General features: G+C 55.6%; 19 protein-coding genes. 3 read left to right on the top strand and 16 right to left on the bottom strand.

Translation table 11 applies throughout. From position 1 onward, the window contains the following. Window positions 1-70: 70 nt before the first annotated feature. The 16 genes from KKG35_03330 to iorA all read right to left on the bottom strand — a co-directional run bounded on the left by KKG35_03330 (window position 71) and on the right by iorA (window position 16,421). Window positions 71-511: a hypothetical protein gene (locus KKG35_03330; GenBank protein ID MBU1737145.1), complete on the bottom strand. Its 441-nt coding sequence runs from the start codon at window positions 509-511 to the stop codon at window positions 71-73. Between the two features lie 195 nt (window positions 512-706). Then, window positions 707-1,177 (bottom strand): GtrA family protein, encoded by a 471-nt coding sequence (locus KKG35_03325; GenBank protein MBU1737144.1) that lies wholly within the window; start codon window positions 1,175-1,177, stop codon window positions 707-709. Between the two features lie 13 nt (window positions 1,178-1,190). After that, window positions 1,191-2,426, bottom strand: a complete 1,236-nt coding sequence (locus KKG35_03320) for an MFS transporter (protein ID MBU1737143.1) — start codon at window positions 2,424-2,426, stop codon at window positions 1,191-1,193. A gap of 108 nt (window positions 2,427-2,534) precedes the next feature. Continuing rightward, on the bottom strand, window positions 2,535-3,722 hold the full coding sequence (locus tag KKG35_03315; protein ID MBU1737142.1) for a pyridoxal phosphate-dependent aminotransferase: 1,188 nt from the start codon (window positions 3,720-3,722) through the stop codon (window positions 2,535-2,537). Window positions 3,723-3,797: 75 nt separating this feature from the next. Continuing rightward, window positions 3,798-4,454 carry a TrkA family potassium uptake protein gene (locus KKG35_03310; GenBank protein ID MBU1737141.1) on the bottom strand — a complete coding sequence of 219 codons (657 nt, stop codon included), beginning with the start codon at window positions 4,452-4,454 and terminating at the stop codon, window positions 3,798-3,800. A gap of 42 nt (window positions 4,455-4,496) precedes the next feature. Beyond that, complete coding sequence (locus KKG35_03305; GenBank protein ID MBU1737140.1) at window positions 4,497-5,867, bottom strand: potassium transporter TrkH; 1,371 nt, start codon at window positions 5,865-5,867, stop codon at window positions 4,497-4,499. A gap of 54 nt (window positions 5,868-5,921) precedes the next feature. Beyond that, window positions 5,922-7,220: a phenylacetate--CoA ligase gene (locus tag KKG35_03300; GenBank protein ID MBU1737139.1), complete on the bottom strand. Its 1,299-nt coding sequence runs from the start codon at window positions 7,218-7,220 to the stop codon at window positions 5,922-5,924. 84 nt (window positions 7,221-7,304) lie between these two features. After that, on the bottom strand, window positions 7,305-8,024 hold the full coding sequence (locus KKG35_03295) for an ABC transporter ATP-binding protein (protein ID MBU1737138.1): 720 nt from the start codon (window positions 8,022-8,024) through the stop codon (window positions 7,305-7,307). Then, window positions 8,017-8,784 carry an ABC transporter ATP-binding protein gene (locus tag KKG35_03290; protein MBU1737137.1) on the bottom strand — a complete coding sequence of 256 codons (768 nt, stop codon included), beginning with the start codon at window positions 8,782-8,784 and terminating at the stop codon, window positions 8,017-8,019. Before KKG35_03290 ends, KKG35_03295 begins: the two co-directional genes overlap by 8 nt. Next, complete coding sequence (locus tag KKG35_03285) at window positions 8,781-9,839, bottom strand: branched-chain amino acid ABC transporter permease (protein MBU1737136.1); 1,059 nt, start codon at window positions 9,837-9,839, stop codon at window positions 8,781-8,783. Before KKG35_03285 ends, KKG35_03290 begins: the two co-directional genes overlap by 4 nt. Next, complete coding sequence (locus KKG35_03280) at window positions 9,839-10,729, bottom strand: branched-chain amino acid ABC transporter permease (GenBank protein MBU1737135.1); 891 nt, start codon at window positions 10,727-10,729, stop codon at window positions 9,839-9,841. The genes KKG35_03285 and KKG35_03280 overlap by 1 nt, the downstream gene beginning before the upstream one ends. A gap of 173 nt (window positions 10,730-10,902) precedes the next feature. Beyond that, complete coding sequence (locus KKG35_03275; protein ID MBU1737134.1) at window positions 10,903-12,072, bottom strand: ABC transporter substrate-binding protein; 1,170 nt, start codon at window positions 12,070-12,072, stop codon at window positions 10,903-10,905. Window positions 12,073-12,169: 97 nt separating this feature from the next. Continuing rightward, the gene (locus KKG35_03270) at window positions 12,170-12,601 is read right to left on the bottom strand and encodes an amino acid-binding protein (protein MBU1737133.1); all 432 of its coding nucleotides are present in this window, start codon (window positions 12,599-12,601) and stop codon (window positions 12,170-12,172) included. 13 nt (window positions 12,602-12,614) lie between these two features. After that, entirely contained in the window at window positions 12,615-13,916 is a 1,302-nt protein-coding gene (locus KKG35_03265) for a phenylacetate--CoA ligase (protein MBU1737132.1), read from the bottom strand. A gap of 85 nt (window positions 13,917-14,001) precedes the next feature. Then, the gene (locus tag KKG35_03260; GenBank protein MBU1737131.1) at window positions 14,002-14,604 is read right to left on the bottom strand and encodes an indolepyruvate oxidoreductase subunit beta; all 603 of its coding nucleotides are present in this window, start codon (window positions 14,602-14,604) and stop codon (window positions 14,002-14,004) included. Next, window positions 14,601-16,421, bottom strand: coding sequence for an indolepyruvate ferredoxin oxidoreductase subunit alpha (iorA, locus tag KKG35_03255; GenBank protein ID MBU1737130.1), 1,821 nt, complete (start codon window positions 16,419-16,421; stop codon window positions 14,601-14,603). The genes KKG35_03260 and iorA overlap by 4 nt, the downstream gene beginning before the upstream one ends. Window positions 16,422-16,703: 282 nt before the next feature. Between iorA and KKG35_03250 the strand changes: the two genes are divergently transcribed. The 3 genes from KKG35_03250 to KKG35_03240 all read left to right on the top strand — a co-directional run bounded on the left by KKG35_03250 (window position 16,704) and on the right by KKG35_03240 (window position 18,660). After that, on the top strand, window positions 16,704-17,111 hold the full coding sequence (locus KKG35_03250; GenBank protein MBU1737129.1) for a bacteriohemerythrin: 408 nt from the start codon (window positions 16,704-16,706) through the stop codon (window positions 17,109-17,111). A 60-nt stretch (window positions 17,112-17,171) separates the two neighbouring features. After that, window positions 17,172-17,570 (top strand): bacteriohemerythrin, encoded by a 399-nt coding sequence (locus KKG35_03245; protein ID MBU1737128.1) that lies wholly within the window; start codon window positions 17,172-17,174, stop codon window positions 17,568-17,570. 100 nt (window positions 17,571-17,670) lie between these two features. After that, on the top strand, window positions 17,671-18,660 hold the full coding sequence (locus tag KKG35_03240; GenBank protein ID MBU1737127.1) for a 4Fe-4S binding protein: 990 nt from the start codon (window positions 17,671-17,673) through the stop codon (window positions 18,658-18,660). The last annotated feature ends 22 nt before the right edge of the window (window positions 18,661-18,682 follow it).

Below are 18,682 nucleotides of genomic sequence, written 5' to 3'. Positions count from 1 at the left end.
TGCAGGTCAGCTGAAAAGGGTTGGAAAAGATTTTCGATCGGCACCGGAGATTGAGAGTGATGACGCCGGTTTATTCCATGCGGACCACTTCACCTTTAAGTGACGTTCCGGCGATGACCGCTCCTGCCCCACACGTGAAATGATCGGTCAGATTCATTTCGTTATTTTTGTAATTTGATCTGATATTGATTACGGCGTTGCCTCCCTGCTGGAGGGCTCTTGACTGCAATGATTTCATGGCGGTCAGAAAGACCCATTCACAGGCCTCTTTATCAGATTTTAAAAAAGCGTTGGTTTTCTTGTTGGTCTTGAATACCCCATAGCTTTTTTTAACTTTTCCGTTGTATTTGTCCCCGAAGAAAAACTTGATCCTGCCATCCAGCTTTGCTTTGGCTTTTTCCTGAGCAAGGGCCTCTTTGATCAAGTAGCGGTCAACGCTGTTTCTTGCCAGAGTAGTTGTTGGTGTTATGGCTACCAGTAGCAATACGAGCATGACAAAGTATGTTTTCATGATTTCTTCTTCTTTTCAGCCAGGGGTTTCAATATTAGAAATACCTAGCAGGAGGATGGGGGTGGTGTCAATATCTTTGTCACCGTTTTTTGAATGCTTTCCTGAGAGTTGCAAGGATTACCGTATCTTCAGGCATGGGTGAAAATCTGGCAAGGCGAGGGATCCCTTGTCACCGTGCCTGCTCAACGGTGTGAGTTATCCGTAGAAGATAAAGTATTTGCGGACAACATAGTTGATCAGGACCGCCGAGACGATATTGGTGGCAAAGGCGTGGCTGGTCAGCAGTCCGAACCTTTTGATCAGAAAACCCATCAGCAGGGTGCCGATCAGGGTGCTGATCCCGGAGACGAGATAAAAGAGGGCGATTTCAATAACGATGGGGTGCCTCCCTCGCTCGAAGACCCAGAAGATATTCAGGATATAGGCGACCATATTTGAGAAGACGAAGGCGAGAACATTGCTGGACATCGAATTTCTGGCCCTGGTCGGGTCATCGATATCGGCAACGGGGAGGTCCAGGAATTCCACGGCGTAATCATTTTCCCGTAAAGCCGGGAAGATCTTCCACGCCGCCAGGTGAAAGAAGATGATGTGGGCTGCGGTGGCAAGACCGCCGCAGATCGCGTATTTGATGAACTGGAGAAGTGATTCGTTTAAGTGGATCATGATATCAGACGGCTCATCCTTCACATTTCAGGGGTTTTTGCGTCAGAAAACCTGCAAGAACAGCACCCAGGGCTGCAAGACCAGCCGTCGCCAAGAAGCTTGACGAGAAGCTGCCCGATTGTTCGGCGAGAATCCCTGCCACCGCCGGGGCGGAGATCTGGCCCAGGGAAAAGATGAAGGTGACAAAACCGAAGACCCGGGCCGCTTTCTGTGGTCCGGCCAGATCGCCTACCATAGCGGCGATGATCGAAGGAATCGCCCAGGCGGTGATGCCGAAACAGCCGATGGAGGCATAAAGGAAAAGCTCCGGGACCTGTTGCAGACCGGCGAGCAGGTAGGCGGTGGCCTGGATCGAGAATACGGTTACCAGGGCAACCTTTCGCCCGAACCTGTCGGACATGCTGCCGAAGATCGGACCAGACATCAGGCTCAACGCCCCGACCCAGGCCCAGAAATTACCCGCCGACATCTCCGAGAAACCGCGATCCCGGACCAGAGAGGTCACAAAAAAGGTCACATAGACCACGTAGGTGGCGCCGAACAGGAAATAGATCGCGCAGAGATGGAGAACGGTTTTTTGGTCGATTCTGCGGTCGATGTCCGGCAGGGGCCCGGTGGTATCGCCCCCTTCCCGGCCATAAGGCTCAAGGCCCATTTCTTTCGGCGAGTTGCGTTGCACCAGAAAACAGACCAGTGCCGCCGCGAGGACAATGATTCCGAGAGTAATCCAGCCCAGTCTCCAGCCATCGACCCCGCCCTGTTCATTGAGTATCGGAATAAGTTTGCCCGCGAGAAGAATCGCAAAACCGCTGCCGATCACGGCAAAGCCGGTGGCCCGGCCCCGTTTTTTTTTGGTAAACCAGCCGGAAACCAGGGCCATGATCGGCACATTGGCCGCGCCGCTGCCGATGCCGGTAAGGAAATAGAGGAGGACGATGGAAATAAAAAGTTCGGCCCGGCCGATCAGGACCATTGAGCCGCCGATCAGGATCAGGGCCAGGAAGATAACCAGCCGGTGGCCGATCCTTGCGGTCAGGAGGCTGCAGCCCAGGACCGACAGCAGGTAGCCGGTGAAGTTCGAGGTGGAGATCAGCCCCATCTGGGTATAGCTCAAGCCAAGCGACTCACCCATGGCCGGCAAGAGCATGCCCAGCGCGAAGCGGCCCAGCCCGAGGCAGGCGAAGATGCCGAGGGTGCCGCTCCAGACAATATGCCAGCCGTAATGGATGCGGGGAGCTTTGGGGGTCATGGAATCCTTTTCATTTTTCTGCTGGACGGCGGCAAACGGTATCGCCCGAAGAATACGCAAAGACTCCGGTTGAGAAGGGATTCCGGAAGTTTCGCGCCCGCTCCTTTTTTAAAGCGCCCGGGCCGCGGCAATCGCTCTTTGAAAGCCGGGGGCGGAACGTTCGATGACCGAGTCCTCGACGCAGAAGGCGAGCCGGAAATAGCCGGGCAGGCCAAAGCCCCTGCCGGGCACGGCGAGAATCTTCTCCTCCTGCAGCAGGCTCACAAATTTCACGTCATCGGCCAGCGGCGATTTCGGGAAAAGGTAGAAGGCCCCTTTCGGCGGTACGAATTCATAGCCGGCATCCCGGAGAATCCGGCAGAACATCTCCCGCCTTTTTTCGTAAATCGAGTTGTCGACCGTAACCCCCTGCAGTTTGCCGACCACCCTCTGGATCAGGGCGGGGGCGTTAACGAAGCCCAGGATCCGGTTGGCCAGGGCCATGGCCCCGAGCAGGAGCGGTTTGTCATCGATTTCCGGATGAACGCCGATGTAGCCGATCCGCTCCCCGGGCAGCGACAGGTCTTTGGAGTAGGAGGAGACCAGGATGGTGCTGGTCGTGGCCTTGAATATCGAGGGAACTTCGGTGTGGTCGAAGACGATTTTACGATACGGCTCGTCGGCGACCAGATAGATGGTGGTCGCGAATTTTTTCCCTGCCTCTTCAAGAATCCTGCCGAGCACCGCCAGATCGTCCGCCGGATAGACCTGGCCGGTTGGGTTGTTGGGGCTGTTGATGATGATTGCCTTGGTTTTTGCTGTGAGCGCTTGCTCAATGGCCGGGAGGTCGAGGCTGAAATCCTCGGTGGTGTTGACGATTTTCGTAACGCCGCCGTGGTTGTCGATGTAGAAATTGTACTCGACAAAGAACGGGGCCAGGATCACCACCTCGTCGCCCGGGTCGAGCAGGGCCTTCATGACCACGTTCAGACCGCCGGCCGCGCCGCAGGTCATCAGCATGTCGTTGCCGGTCAGGGCAATATCCTGCTCTTTGGCGATCTGGGCGGCGATGGCGTCCCGCACCGTCTGGTAGCCGGTGTTGGGCATGTAGGCATGGACCCCCGGCGCCTCTTCCCGGATAATCTGTTGCATGGCCGGCAGAAATTCTGGTGGCGGCGGCACATCGGGGTTGCCGAGGCTGAAGTCGAAAACATTCTCCGCGCCGAACTGGGCTTTCATTTTAGCCCCTTCCTCAAACATCTTCCTGATCCACGATGAGCGCTCGGCGAATGCAACCATTTTTTTCGATAAAGCCATGGGAGCTCCTTTTTTTTAAGTGAACTGATGATAAATGGATTCCGGCAGTGGTGCTAACCCGGATTGATTTTTATTCTATGGACGTATCTTGTCAAGATGTCCGATTTCACCGATCACGACCAGTTTATCCCCCTCCTGCAATGGTTCATCCGCTTTGGGGATGAACGAATAATCGCATTCGTTCTTCTTTTTCAAAGCGATGGCCTGGATCTGGTAACGGTTGGTCAGTCCGATTTCTTTCAGGGACAACCCGGACCATTTTTCAATATTGATTTCCCGCAGGATCATCTCCTTGTTGAAAGGAAAGTAATCGATAAAGCCCGGAATGGTCAACCGGTTGGCAAGTTGTCTGGCCGCCATTTCTTCCGGAATGATCACATCATCCACACCGACTTTCCGCAACAGGTTTGCGTGGTCGGCATTGATCGCCTTCACCCAGACCAGCGGGACCCCCAGTTCCTTAAGGTACATGGAGATCATGGTGCTGGCGGCTATTGATTCTCCGACACTGACCAGGACATGGCTCATATCGGTGATTCCGGTCTGGATCAGGGTCTCCTTGTCCGAGGCATCGGCCTGCAGGGTCCGGGTAAAAACGTGCTGGGCCCGCTTCACATGATCCGGATTGCTATCGATACCAAGAACGTTCACTCCCTGGCGGATCAAGGTTTCCCCGAAGGTGAAGCCGAACTTGCCCAAACCGATAATTCCCGCCTGTACAAACTCTGACATTGAGCACCTCTTGATTCTTTTGGATCGTTTCTGGGAAAGCCGTCAGCCGATCATGATATTTTCTTCGGGCAGTAAATAAAGTTTATCCCTGCGTAACTCCTGAAGGACCGCGAGAAAGACCAGAGGCCCCAGTCTGCCGATAAACATCAGCAGAATGACGATCCATTTGCCGGGCGTGGATAATTTTGCCGTCAGGCCGGTGGAGAGGCCTACCGTGCCCATGGCGGAAACCACCTCGAAAAGGATTTCCAGGAGCTGCCCCCTGGCCTGAGGGTGGGGAATATTTCCGCCTTCGGTGGCCGAGAGAAGCAATGTAGCCGAAAAAATGACCACCGCGGTAAAAATAATGAGGATCAACGTCCTGCTTACATCTTTTCCGGATATGGCAAAACGGCCGACGATCACCTGGTTGCGGCCCTGCAGTTGACTGATGATAAAAGCCCAGAAAACCCTGAATGTTGAAACCTTGATCCCACCCGCGCAGGAACCTGGTGCGCCACCGATAAACATCAGGACAATCATGAGCAGCAGGGAAATATTTGTCATATTGCCGATGTCGAGAGTGTTGAACCCGGCGGTACGGCAGGTAACCGATTGAAAGAGAGCGGCAAGGATCGATTCAGACCAGTTGGCGGGTTTCTGAAAACCGATGAATTCGGCCAGAAAAATGGCCGCCCAGCCTGCCAGAATGAGAGCAAGAGAGGTCTTGATGACCGTCAGGGCGTACCAGCTCAAACGAGGGGGTTTTTTCCGTCCCGTGGATTTTCCTAGAAGGCCGGCGAAAAAGATTCGGAGCTCCAGGAGCACCGAGAAACCAAGGCCGCCGATGATGATCAGTGCCATGACAATGAGGTTGACGGGCCAGTTGCCCTTCCAGGCAACAAGACTGTCCGGGTGGAGAGCAAACCCTGCGTTGCAGAAGGCCGAAACAGCGTGAAATACTGCAGAATACGGGCTGATTGAAGACGGGGCGGCCAGGAACAGGAGGAGTGCGCCGCCGATCTCGATCAGCAGGGTCATCAGGAGCATCTGTTTGAGAAAAGAGCCCAGGTGAGAGGAGCTGTCACGGAGGATCGCCTGGCCGACCGCGATCTGGTCGGTCAAAGAGACCCGCTGCCGCCAGAGGTAAAAGAGCAGGCTGGTAAAGGTCATGATTCCCAGACCGCCGACCTGGATCAGGAGCAGAATGGTTCCCTGGCCGAAGCCGTTGAAGAAAGAGCCGGTGTCCACCACGGTCAGGCCGGTGACGCAGACCGCGGACGTTGCCGTGAAGACAGCGTCGGTCCAGGATAAGTTCTTGTCGCCGTGGCTCGACCCGCTGTGCAGGAGTATCGCACCAAGGCAGACAATCAGGGCGAAAAAGATAACCGGTAGGGTTATCGGCGGCAAATACTTTCTGAGAGTCGGGATCATCATCGGCTGACGGATAGGAGGGAGCATTTGTAAATCCCGGTCAGGAAATCCCTTTCACAGCTTTCTCTTGTCGATAATCCGCCGGGCCTTCCCTTCGGAGCGTTCCAGGCTTTTTTCTTCGACCAGTTTGATTTCGACCCCGATGCCGAGTTCGCTGTTCAGCCTGCCCTTGATCAGGTCGACCATCTCCCGCTGTTTTTTCATCTGGTCGAAGAAGATCGATTCAATGACCTCGACCAGCACGGTGATCTTGTCGAGTCTCCCTTCTCTCTCAATCACTATCTGGTAATGGGGCTTGGTTCCTTCGATCTCGAACAGGACTTCCTCGATCTGGGACGGGTAGACGTTGACTCCTTTGATGATCAGCATGTCATCGGTGCGTCCCAAAACCCGCTGCATTCTGGTCAGGGTGCGGCCGCAGGGACACGGTTCGGGGATCAGTCGGGTGAGGTCCCGGGTCCGGTACCGGATGACCGGGAAGGCCTCCTTGGTCAGGGTGGTGATGACCAGTTCCCCCACTTCACCTGGAAGGACCGGCTCCAGAGTATCGGGGTTGATGATTTCGAACAGGAAGTGGTCTTCATTCATGTGCAGACCCTTTCTCTCCTGGCATTCGCCGGCAACCCCCGGCCCCATGACCTCGGAGAGGCCGTAATTGTCGGTGGCGATGATCTTCAGTTTGTTCTGGATTTCATTGCGCATCGCCTCGGACCACGGTTCACCGCCGAACAGGCCGTATTTCAGGGACAGGGTGTTGATGTTGATGTTTTTTTCCTCTATCACATCGGCCAGCAGCAGGGCGTAGCTCGGGGTGCAGACCAGGGCGGTGGTCCGGAAATCCTGCATGATCTGGATCTGGCGCTTGGTGTTGCCGGAAGAGATCGGGATGACCGACGCGCCGACCAGTTCCGCTCCGTAATGCAGGCCGAAGCCGCCGGTGAAAAGCCCGTAACCGAAGGCGATCTGGACCACATCATCCTGGCTGACCCCGGCCCCGGTGAGGACCCGGGCCACCAGGGAAGACCAGTTTTTGATATCGTTTCTGGTATAGCCGACCACCGTCGCCTGGCCGGTTGTGCCCGAAGAGGCGTGGACGCGCACCACCTCCCGCAGCGGGACGGCGAAGAGGCCGTAAGGGTAATTGTCACGCAGGTCCTGTTTGGTGGTGAAGGGGAGTTTACGCAGATCGGCCAGGGAGCTGAAACCATCCGGATCGATCTGCAGCTCTTTGAATTTCTTGCGATAAAACGGCACATGGGTGGCCACCCGATAGAGGGTTGACTGAAGTCTTTCCAGCTGGAGCTGCTCAAGGTCTTCCCTGCTGATGCATTCTTTGTCCTGTTCCCAGTACATGGTTCCTCCTCATCTGTTTTATCTGAGGTGTCCGGAATACTAATCTATCACACTTGTGATACGATAAACTTCAGACGATTTCCTCTATTCCACATCCCTTCCCAGATAGGCCCGCTGGACATCCTTGTTGGCCAGAAGATCCTGTGCCGGGCCCTGGAGAATGATCTTGCCTGTTTCAAGCACATAGCCGCGGTCGGCGATGGCGAGAGCGGCATTGGCGTTCTGTTCGATCAGGAGCACCGTGTTGCCCTCTTCCCGCAGTTTTCTGATGACCCGGAAAATTGCCTTGACCACGAGGGGAGCAAGGCCGGTGGAGGGTTCGTCCAGCATGATCAGGGCCGGTTTGGCCATCATTGCCCGGCCCATGGCGAGCATCTGCTGTTCCCCGCCGGAAAGGGTCCCGGCGAGCTGGTCGCGCCTCTCCCGCAGAACCGGGAAGAGTTCATAGATGTGCGCCAGATTGTCCCGGAACTTGCGGTTTCCTTTTTTATACTGCGGGTAGCCGCCGAGCACGAGATTTTCCTCAACGGTCATGGTGACGAAGACCTGCCTGCCTTCCGGGACCAGCGAGCAGCCGCGGAAGACGATCTTTTCCGCAGCCAGGTGTTCAATGTTTTCTCCGCGGAGAACGACTTCCCCGCCGGCGGCCCGAACCAGGCCGGTGATCGTACTCAGAAGCGTGGTTTTTCCAGCCCCGTTGGCCCCGATCAGGGTGACGATTTCGCCGGGATTCACGTGCAGGGAGATCTTTTTTAATACCCGCAGTTTGCCATAGCCGGCTTCCAGGTTTTTTATCTTAAGCATTGCCGTCTCCCAGGTAGATCTGGATGACTTCCGGGTTTTGCTGGATACCGGCAGGCAGGTCTTCGGCAATTTTCTGCCCGAAGCTTAAAACCACGATTTCGTCGGAGATATCCATGACCAGCGACATGTCATGTTCAACCAGCAGGACCGTGATTCCCCGGTCCCTGATCTTAGTGATCAGGCGGGCGATCTCTGCGGTTTCATAGATGTTGAGTCCCGCCGCCGGTTCGTCGAGAAGCAGGAGTGATGGTTCCGCCGCCAGGGCTCTCGCGAACTCAACGGCCCGCTGTTGTCCGAAGGCAAGGCTTTTCGCCTCGACATCGGCAAGTTCCTCAATTTCCAGCAGCGCCAGTAGTTCCATGGCGCTTTCCCGGATGGTCCGTTCTTCTTTCCTGGTGGCGGGCAGGTTCAGGATGCTCGCCACAAAACCGGCCCGGCTCCGGCAATGCCTGCCGACCATCACGTTTTCCAGGGCGGTCATGCCCGGGAACAGTTTGATGTTCTGGTAGGTCCTGGCAATGCCGCGAGCCGCAATCTGGTAGGGCTGCAACCCCTGAATTTCCCGGTTTTGGAAGAGGACCTTTCCTGAATTCACGGGCAGAGCACCCGAGATCAGGTTGAACAGTGTGGTTTTTCCCGCCCCGTTCGGGCCGATGACCGCCTTGATCTGGTTTTCTGCCACCTGAAAACTGACGTCGCTCACCGCTTTCAGGCCGCCGAAACTCCGGTTCAGATTTCTGGCCTCAAGAAGGGTTGTCATGATTCACCTCTCCCGAGAAACCTTTTCACTTTATGGAGCAGGCTCAGTCGCAGCAGCCCTTCCGGGGCAAAGAGCATGATGACGATCAGGATTGTGCCGAAGACCGCTTCGTCATACGAGCCGAAAACGCCCCGCAACGACAGGAAGTTAAGGATCACCCCCATGGTCAAGGCGCCCCAGAGATTTGCCATGCCGCCGATGGCCACAATGGCCACATAGCGGACCGATTTCATGATCGAGGCTTCGGATGGGCCGATCCCGCCATTGTAATGGGTCAGGAATACTCCGGCCAGCGCTGCGAGGCCAGCGCTGAAGACAAAGGTTTTCAGTTTGTAGCGGGGGGTGTTGACGCCCATCGCGTTGGCTGCGTCCTCGGACCCGTGAATGGCCCTCAGGGCGCGGCCGACCCTGGAGCCGACCAGGTTGATGAAACAGAGCATGGTCAGCAGGACCATGGCCCAGGCAATATAGTAGTTACTGATTCTTGAGCCGAAACCGCCGTTCACGGTCATCCCGGGCAGGAGGGTAAATCCGGGAACTTCGGAAATCCCATCCGCCTCGCCGAAGATGGCTGAGGCCAGCGCGATCCGGTAGATGATGATGCCGAACCCGAGGGTAGCCATAGCCAGGTAGTGGCCTTTTAATTTCAGGACCGGGATGCCGATCACAAAGGCGATTATCAGGGCAAGAAGAATGGCGATGATACAGGCGATCCAGGGATGAAAGACCAGGAGAGGTTCGCCGAAGGTGTCGATTTTCCCGACCAGAACGCCAAGGGTTTCCGCCAGTTTTACCAGGATGTGATTCTGGTAGGGGATCAGGTTGTGGGTCGTCAGCATGGCCGACATATAGCCGCCGATGGCGAAGAAACCTGCATGACCGAGGGAAATTTGTCCGGCGTAGCCCATCAGCAGGCAGAGGCCGATGATCACTACGCAATAATAGGCGCTCATGGTCAACTGGGTCAGGTAATAGGTGGTTCCGGTCAACTGGGTCAGGATCTGCACGGCGACCACCAGCGTCAGCAGGATCAGTACAGGAAGGAATTTTTTCATCAGAACTCCTTCAATCCCGCCGCATCACTCCGACCGAAAAGGCCGTGCGGTCTTGCAAAAAGAATGATCAGCAGGATGCCGATCGAGATGGCGTCCTGAAACGCGAGTGGCAGTACACTGATGCTGAAGGCCTCCAGGAGACCGAGCATGAACCCGGCGGCGACCGCCCCCATGCTGTTGCCGAGGCCGCCCATGATGGCGACCGTGAATCCCTTGATGGCAAGCCCGGTGCCTCCGTCATACTGGGTGTAAGTGATCGGCGACATCACGCATCCGGCCAGGGCACCGATCCCCGCGCTGAGCATGAAGGAGAGGGTGACCATGTTGCGGGTGTTGATCCCGCAGAGGGTCGCGGCGGTGCGGTTGGCGGCGCAGGCCTGCATTTTCTGCCCGGTCAGGGTGAATCGGAAAAAAAGACTGAGCAGAACAACCATGACCGAGCAGACCCCCATCACCCAGAGAACCTGCGGTGAGATTCTGGTTCCGAAGATGGAGATGGCGGTGATTTCGTTGCCCATGAAATATGGCAGCGAACGCACACTCTCACCCCAGATATGGAGTGCCGCTTCCCTGATCAGGATCGAGATGCCGATGGTGATGATGATCATCCGCAATACAGACGGCCGGTCGAGCCAGCGGATAAAGATAATCTCAATCAGGGCGCCGATGACCATGGTGAAGAGAACTGCAATGGTAATTGCCACCGGCATCGGCATGATCTGGTTCAGTGAGATGGCGATCATGCCGCCGAGCATCACGAATTCACCCTGGGCGAAATTGATGATTCCGGTGGTGTTGTAAATGATATTGAAGCCGATGGCGACTATGGCATAGATGATGCCGTAAGTCAGTCCGGCAAAGAGGTATTGGAGGAAAAGCTGGCTCGTCATCGGAAAAAACAGTGCCTAAAGTTGTAAGTGCCTAGAGTGCTAAAGTTTATGGTGGCGTGTCGCTAACTTTAGGCACTGTAAACTTTAAACTTCAGGCACTTGGCATACATAAAAAGCCGCCGCCAGGTTGCTACGGCACTGACGGCGGCCGGAAAATACGAAACGGTTATAAACTACTTGGTGTACGGAACGAATTTGCCGTCTTTCACCGTCCACATGGCGAAGGCGTCGATGTCGAGGCCGTTATGATCTTCCGCGGTGAAGTTGAAAATGCCGCCGGTGCCGGCAAAGCCCTTCATGTTTTCAACCGCGTTCCGGACTTTCTCCCGGTCCGTTCCGGCCTGCTCGATGGCGCGGCAGAGAATCTTGAAGGCATCAAAAGCGTGGCCGCCGAAGGTCGAGACCGGCTCGTTGTACTTGCCTTCGTAGTCTTGAGTGTATTTGATCAGCACTGCTTTCTGCGGGTCGCTGTCGGCCAGCATGTCGGGGGCCAGGAGTTTGCCGGCCGGGAAGATGATGCCTTCGGCGGCGGCGCCGCCCGCTTCAACATACTTGATGTTACCGAAGCCGTGACTCTGGAACAGGGGAGCGTCCCAGCCGGCCTGGCGCATGTTCTTGGCCAGAATTCCCTGGGCCGGAACGATGGACCAGTTGACTACGGCCTGGATGTCCTTGTTGGCCATCAGCTTGGCAACAACGGCAGAGAGGTCGGTGGCTTTTTTGTCATACACCTCGGCCATCACCACATTGATTCCGAAAGTGGGGGCGATCTCGAGAAGCTGCTCCTTGCCCGCTTTGCCGAAACCGGTGTTGCCGGCCAGGACCGCGATATTGGTGATCCCCAGATCCTTCATCGCCGTGTAGATTTTCTGGACGGCATGGCTGTCTTTCTGCGGGGTCTTGAAGACATATTTGGCCACCGGGTTGACGATGACCTGGGCGGCGGCGCAGGACAGAAGGATGGTTTTGCCTTCCTCGGCGATCTGTTTGATCTTCATGGTTTCGCCGCTGGTGGAAGGGCCGATGATCGCGAAGACTTTCTCTTCCTCGATCAGCTGTTTGGCGAAGGAAATGGCTTTTTCCGGGTCGCCGCCGGAATCCTTGATGACGAGCTCAACCTTGTGGCCGTCGACGCCGCCCTTGGCGTTGATTTCTTCGGCCAGCATTTCGATGGTCCTGGCCTCAGGGCCGCCGAGAAAGGAGGCGGGCCCGGTGACGGCAAGGATGGCCCCTATTTTGATGGTTTCCTTTTCTTTCTTTGCGCAGCCGGTGGGCAGCAGTAAAGCAAATGTCACCAGTGCGGCTGTGACGGCAATAACACTTGTAGAAATAAATCTTTTCACCTTTTCCTCCTTTCCTTGATCATGGTTATATGGAACCCCTTCAACGCATCTGTTGCAGGTAAGAAAATACCAATTTACTACCGAGCAGGCCCTATAATTACATGGAGTGGACTTCTTCGCCACTTAAAATCCTGATCCCCGCCCCGGTGAAGGCCGCTATGGCCTGTTCCTGATTGTCGAACCGGAACAGCAGAAGCCCCGATTCGCCGCTTTTCTGGGTGAAGGCGTACATGTATTCGACGTTCAGAGATGCCTTGCTGACCACCTGGAGGATCTTGTCGAGCCCTCCTGGTCTGTCTTCAGCGGCCACGGCCACCACCTCGGTAACCCCGACGGTGAAGCCGTTCTCTTTGAGGATCGTCCTGGCCTTGTCGGTGTTGTCGGCGACCAGCCGGAGGATTCCGAAGTCGGCCGTATCGGCAAGGGAGAGCGCCCGGATGTTCACCCCGCCTTCGGCCAGACAATGGCTGATCTCCGCAAGCCGGCCGGATTTGTTTTCAAGAAAAACAGCTACCTGTTGTACCTGCATATTCGTGCCTCCGTCAGATTTTGCGTTTGTCGATCACTCTCTGGGCTTTGCCTTCACTGCGCTGAATGGTTTTCGGCTCAACCAGTTTTATCCGGCTCGAGATTCCCAGCAGGTCCTTGATATTGGTGCGGATGGTCGCGGCCAGTTTTTCAAGGATTTTGACTTCATCCGAGAAGACATCTTCGCTGACCTCGACCTGGACCTCGATGGAATCAAGGTTGCCCTCTCTTTCGACCACGATCTGGTAATGGGGCTCGACCCCTTCCACCTTCATCAGAATCTCTTCAATCTGGGAGGGAAAGACGTTGACGCCCCGGATGATCAGCATGTCGTCGGTGCGGCCGGTGACCTTCGGCATCCGGTAAAAGGTGCGGCCGCAGGTGCAGACATCGGGGATCAGTTGACAGATGTCCTTGGTGCGGTAGCGGATGACCGGGAATGCCTCCTTGGTCAGGGTGGTGAAGACGAGCTCCCCCTTTTCCCCCACCGGCAGGGGTTCAAAGGTGTCCCGGTCGACGATTTCCGGCAGGAAATGGTCCTCCATGATATGCAGACCTTTCTGCTCTTCAATACATTCAACGGCAACTCCCGGTCCCAGAACCTCGGAGAGGCCGTAGATGTCGATGGCTTTGATCTGCAGCCGTTTCTCGATCTCCTGGCGCATCTGTTCGCTCCAGGGTTCGGCGCCGAAGATCCCGACCCGGAGTTTCAACTCTGAGGGATCAACGCCCATATCGGCCATGGTGTCTGCGAGATTCAGGGTATACGACGGCGTCGCGAGCAGCACCGTGGAGCCGAAATCCTTCATGATGGTGATCTGCCGCTTGGAATTCCCCCCGGAGATCGGAATCACCGCGCAGCCCATCTCTTCCGCCCCGTAGTGGGCGCCGAGCCCGCCGGTGAAAAGACCGTAGCCATAGGCGTTGTGAACCACGTCTTTTCTGGTCACCCCGGCGGCGGCAAGGCTTCTGGCCATCATCTCGGCCCACATTTTAATATCCCGCCTGGTGTAGCCGACCACGGTGGGTTGCCCGGTTGTGCCGGAAGAGGCATGGATCCGGACCACCCGTTCCAGGGGAACGGTAAAAAGCCCGAAGGGGTAGTTTTTTCTTAAATCTTCTTTGGTGGTGAACGGCAGCCGTCTGATGTCCTGCAGGGACTTGATGTCTCCGGGAGCGACGCCGGCGTCATCCATTTTCTGCCGGTAATAGGGGACGGTGGCATAGACCCTTTCCACCTGGGATTGTAACCGGGAGAGCTGTACTTTCACGAGCTCCTCCCTGGGCATTGTTTCGGCTTGTTCATTCCAGATCATTGCAGACTCCTTGTTAATGCCTTGGGTGGACTAAAGTTCCAAATGTCCCGAGCATGTTGATACGTAACATCCTCAACTCTTCACTTTACATTTTTAACCCTTCATTCCCTTTTGCCGCTTTCCTGCCTGCCCGGAACACTTCAAGGTTCGCCTCCAGGAAGCGGGCGGGGATCTTGTCGTTGATTACCTTGATGAAGGTCTTTTCCGGAATCGGCAGGATGCTTGAGAGGGCGCCGACCAGAGAAACGTTGGCAGCCTTGACGTTGCCCGCCTTTCTGGCAATTTCGAAGCCGTCGATGGGGATGACTTTCAGACCCCGTTTTTTTAGTTCGGAAATAATATCGGCCGGGTATTCGGTTTTGCCGGTGGCGACGGCCGGGGGCATGATCTTCTGGGTGTTGATGATCACCGTGCTGCCCTGGTGCAGATAAGGCAGATAGCGCATTGCTTCCATGGTTTCGAGGGCGATCAGGACGTCGGCGGTGCCCGGTTCGATCAGCGGCGAGTACACTTTTTTGCCGTAGCGCAGATGCGCTTCCACCGAGCCTCCCCGCTGGGCCATGCCGTGAACTTCGCTTTTCTTGGCGTCCATTCCGGAGGCCAGCAGGGCAAAGGCAATGAGTTCACTGGCCAGCAGGATTCCCTGGCCGCCGACCCCGCAGAGGAGAATGTTGCCGCTGTTCTTCATGATTTCTCCTCCCCGTCGACGATCGCATCGAATTTACAGAGCTGCTTACAGAGGCCGCAGCCGACGCACATCACCTCATCTATTCTTGAAATTCCCTTCTGGGCTTTTTTGCCTCCCCGTGCCGCAACTTCCTCGGCGGTGAGCGGTTCCCAGTGAATGGCCGGGCAGCCGATCCGCAGGCAGGCGGTGCAGCCCGTGCAGTTGTCGGTATTAGAGTGCAGGGGAATTTTCTTTCGTTTCTTTTCTTCCGGGATCAGGACACATGGGAAACGGGTGATAACGACCGACGGCTCATCCCGCTCGATCTCCTCTTTCAGCGCGTCATGGGTTTCCTTGATGTTCTGCGGATTGACCGTCCGGACGTGTTTCACGCCAATGGCGCGGCAGAGTTCTTCAAAGTTGATCGAGTTGGCCGGCTCGCCCATCAGGGTGGAGCCGGAGGCGGGGTTCGGCTGGTGGCCGGTCATGGCGGTGATCCGGTTGTCGAGGATGATGACCGTGGAATAATCCTTGTTGTACACGGTATTGATCAGCCCGGTGATCCCGGAATGGATAAAGGTCGAATCGCCCAGCACCGCGACGATCTTGCCTTTGCCCTCGTCACCGAGGGCCTTGGCCATGCCGTGGGCCACGCCGATGCTCGCGCCCATGCAGACACAGGAATCCATGGCGGAAAGAGGCGGCAGAAAACCCAAAGTGTAGCAGCCGATGTCTCCTGAGACGAACACCTTGAGACGGTTCAGGTTGTAGAACAGCCCGCGGTGCGGACATCCTGCGCACATGTTGGGCGGTCTGGGGACCAGTTCGACGGGAGCGAAATCCGTTTTCCCCGCTTTCCCGCTCACCCCCGTGCGGACAACGGCGGTGGTCAATTCCCCGATGGCCGGGATCATGTCCTTGCCGTGACATTTGATGCCCATGGCTTTGATCTGCGTTTCAAGGAACGGATCGAGGTCTTCAATGACGATCAGCTCTTTTACTTTCGATGCGAACTCTTTGATCAGGGATTGAGGAAGGGGGTTGACCAGTCCGAGCTTTAGGAAGGAGGCCTCCGGGAAGGCTTCCTTCGCGTACAGATACGAGGTGCCGGCGGCGATGATGCCCCGTTTTTTATCACCCCATTCAATGGTGTTGAGAGACGAGTGGTCTGCCATCAAGGCGAGTTTTTCCATCCGTTCGGCCACAGCCAGACGGCGCTGTCTGGCGTTGGCGGGCAGCATGACAAACTTTGCCGGCATTTTTTCAATTCCGGGAGTCACTTTTGAGGCGGTAATCGGGCCGGATGCGACGATGCCTTTGACATGGGCCACCCTGGTGCAGCTTCGTAGAAGGACCGGGGTGTCAAACTCCTCGCTGATCTCATAGGCCTGCTTCAGGTACTCTTTGGCCTCGGCCGGATCCGACGGCTCCAGCATCGGCAGCTTGGCGGCCCATGCGTAATTGCGGCTGTCCTGCTCGTTCTGGGAGCTGTGCATGGTGGGATCGTCGGCCACGATAATGACCAAGCCTCCCCGCACCCCGGTATACGAGGCGGTGAAAAGGGGATCGGCGGCCACGTTTAGTCCCACGTGTTTCATGGTGGCCAGGGCGCGGACTCCGGCAAACGAGGCGCCGATGGCCACTTCCAGGCCCACTTTTTCGTTGGGGGCCCACTCGGTATAGACATTGTCGTAGCCGGTCAGGTTTTCGAGTATTTCCGTGGAAGGGGTTCCGGGGTACCCGGAGGCGACTTTGACCGTGGCTTCGTGGGCTCCCAAAGCCAGGGCCTCGTTCCCTGAAAGCCAGAGCGTCTCCGGCGAAGATTCTTGCTGCGTCACTTTTGGCTCCTGTCTGGATATGATTGGCTTGCAGCCGGTCGTTGAACACGAGCGTGTAACGACCAAGGCTATGAGGTAAGCGGCTTTTTTACCATTAAATCATTGCAAGTTCAAGGTTGAAGCCGCCTCCTGACCCCCTGGTGGATTCAGAGGCCTTTGTTGCATGGCGCTGATGAATTTTTTTGACTCTGTACGGGGCATTCTCTATACTTTGTACATCATGATGCCGTTCCTGGCTCTTCTTCCCGGTTCGGTTCGGCAATCAGTTCAAGGAGGGTGCTGTTGAACAGTTATATTCTGTGGAATGATTCTTACCGGGTGGGAATTGAAGAAATTGATGAACAGCACCGGAAGCTGTTCGAGGAAATCAACAATCTTCTGAATGCAGTCCGGGAAAGTCTTGATGCGGATATTGTCGAGCATCTCCTCAACGAAATGACCAATTATGTGGATTGCCATTTCAGGGCCGAACAGCTCTATCTTGAGAAACACCCCCGATTCAAGGAGCATTACCTGATGCACTGGGAGTTTACCAGGAAGAATATGGAACTGGTGAAAATGTTCCAGGAAAGCAGGGAATCTGCCGGCAGGGAGATGGCGGATTTTCTGGTAAACTGGCTGCTGAAGCATGTTATTCACGTCGACAGGGAATATTTTCTGGAAATGGCGGATCTCGGCCTGTTGCCCTGACAGGGTTCATGGCGGGCGGGTTACAATTAACCTCTAGGAAAAGCGAGGACATCAGTGGTTATGGAAACTTTGGAGTGGAACGACTCTTACGGGGTAGGCGTTGAAGAGATTGACCGGCAGCACCAGCGCCTTTTTGAACTGGTCAATATTCTTGGCCGGGCGGTGGCCGATGGTCGGGAAGAAGATATCATCGGCCATGTGCTGGTGGACATGGCCGGCTATGCGGAGGAGCATTTCAAAAGCGAACAGCTTTATCTGGAAAAGCATGCTGATTTTAAAGATCACTTCATGGCGCACTGGGATTTCACCAAAAAATGCATGGAGCTGGTCTTCGCTTTCCGGAAGGACAAGAAGGTATCGGCTGACACCTTGAACTATCTGATCCAATGGCTCAAAAAACATATCCTGGAAGTCGACCGGCAATTTTTCAAGGAGCTTGGCGAGCAGGGGTTATTGTAGGCCTCGCTCAATTTCCTGACCCAGGTCAAGGTTTTTTGCGCCCGTCCTTCACTATAATGGGAGGAAAATTTGGAGGCGATCAGTGACTATCAAGGATTTAATGAAAACAGCCGGGTTGACCAGGCTCCGGGTTATCGTCCAGGCGTCCTTTGCCCTGTTCTGCCTGTATTCCGGGTACCGGTTTTACCTTTTTTATCTCTGGGCGATGGGACGATCCGAGTCGTATGTTCCCAGGCCTCCAGCCGTTGAGGCTTTTCTGCCCATCGGCGCCCTGGTCAGCTTGAAGCGGTTTTTTCTGACCGGGGTGTATGATCACATCCATCCGGCCGGGCTGACCATTTTTATAGCCGCTATTTTGCTCGCCTTTTTTTTCCGGAAAGGATTTTGTGGCTGGATCTGTCCGGTGGGTTTTGTCTCCCATCAGGCGGAGAAGCTCGCCCTGAAACTGAAAATCCTCTGGAAGCCTCCAGTCTGGCTCGACTATCAGCTGCTGGCGATGAAATATCTGCTGCTCGGTTTTTTTGCCTTTCTGATTCTGGTCAAGATGGACGTGCGATCCATTGAAGGCTTTAACCGCTCCCCGTACAATATGGCGGTTGATGCCAAGATGCTGCTTTTTTTTCTGGAGCCGACCGCTCTCACCATCTGGGTGATGTCCTTCCTGGTTGCGGCATCCTTTTTTCTGCGCAATTTCTGGTGCCGGTATCTCTGTCCGTATGGCGCATTGCTCGGGATAATCGCCTTGGTCAGCCCGGTGCGGGTCAGGCGGGATCAGGAAACCTGTATCGATTGTAAAAGATGCGAAAAAAAATGCCCCGGTTCCATTCCGGTCAGCAACCGGATTTCGGTATGGAGTCCGGAATGCATCGGCTGCCTGGAATGCATTGCCACCTGCCCGGTGCCCGATTGCCTGACGGTGTCGGTTTACTGCAGTATACGTCTGTCGCCGTTTCTGCTTCCGGTTGCGGTGGTGTCTCTCTTTCTGCTGATCTGGGCAATTGCTCTTGCTACCGGCCACTGGCAGACCGAGGTACCGGTGGACATCTTCAAAAAGTACTATCAGCTGGGAAGCCGACTGGTCCACCCGTGATTGGTATTGTGGAAATGTGTCT

The sequence above is a fragment of the Pseudomonadota bacterium genome (genome assembly GCA_018823285.1).
Classification (GTDB): Bacteria; Desulfobacterota; Desulfobulbia; order Desulfobulbales; family JAGXFP01; genus JAHJIQ01.
The sequence above is the reverse complement of the archived record's forward strand: the minus strand, read 5'-3'. Positions and strand labels throughout refer to the sequence as shown.

Bases quoted from the DNA above. Each gene is read 5' to 3' on its own strand.
- KKG35_03330 (MBU1737145.1), bottom strand. From the start codon at position 511: ATGAAAACATACTTTGTCATGCTCGTATTGCTACTGGTAGCCATAACA.
- KKG35_03325 (MBU1737144.1), bottom strand. From the start codon at position 1,177: ATGATCCACTTAAACGAATCACTTCTCCAGTTCATCAAATACGCGATC.
- KKG35_03320 (MBU1737143.1), bottom strand. From the start codon at position 2,426: ATGACCCCCAAAGCTCCCCGCATCCATTACGGCTGGCATATTGTCTGG.
- KKG35_03315 (MBU1737142.1), bottom strand. From the start codon at position 3,722: ATGGCTTTATCGAAAAAAATGGTTGCATTCGCCGAGCGCTCATCGTGG.
- KKG35_03310 (MBU1737141.1), bottom strand. From the start codon at position 4,454: ATGTCAGAGTTTGTACAGGCGGGAATTATCGGTTTGGGCAAGTTCGGC.
- KKG35_03305 (MBU1737140.1), bottom strand. From the start codon at position 5,867: ATGATCCCGACTCTCAGAAAGTATTTGCCGCCGATAACCCTACCGGTT.
- KKG35_03300 (MBU1737139.1), bottom strand. From the start codon at position 7,220: ATGTACTGGGAACAGGACAAAGAATGCATCAGCAGGGAAGACCTTGAG.
- KKG35_03295 (MBU1737138.1), bottom strand. From the start codon at position 8,024: ATGCTTAAGATAAAAAACCTGGAAGCCGGCTATGGCAAACTGCGGGTA.
- KKG35_03290 (MBU1737137.1), bottom strand. From the start codon at position 8,784: ATGACAACCCTTCTTGAGGCCAGAAATCTGAACCGGAGTTTCGGCGGC.
- KKG35_03285 (MBU1737136.1), bottom strand. From the start codon at position 9,839: ATGAAAAAATTCCTTCCTGTACTGATCCTGCTGACGCTGGTGGTCGCC.
- KKG35_03280 (MBU1737135.1), bottom strand. From the start codon at position 10,729: ATGACGAGCCAGCTTTTCCTCCAATACCTCTTTGCCGGACTGACTTAC.
- KKG35_03270 (MBU1737133.1), bottom strand. From the start codon at position 12,601: ATGCAGGTACAACAGGTAGCTGTTTTTCTTGAAAACAAATCCGGCCGG.
- KKG35_03265 (MBU1737132.1), bottom strand. From the start codon at position 13,916: ATGATCTGGAATGAACAAGCCGAAACAATGCCCAGGGAGGAGCTCGTG.
- KKG35_03260 (MBU1737131.1), bottom strand. From the start codon at position 14,604: ATGAAGAACAGCGGCAACATTCTCCTCTGCGGGGTCGGCGGCCAGGGA.
- KKG35_03245 (MBU1737128.1), top strand. From the start codon at position 17,172: ATGGAAACTTTGGAGTGGAACGACTCTTACGGGGTAGGCGTTGAAGAG.
- KKG35_03240 (MBU1737127.1), top strand. From the start codon at position 17,671: ATGAAAACAGCCGGGTTGACCAGGCTCCGGGTTATCGTCCAGGCGTCC.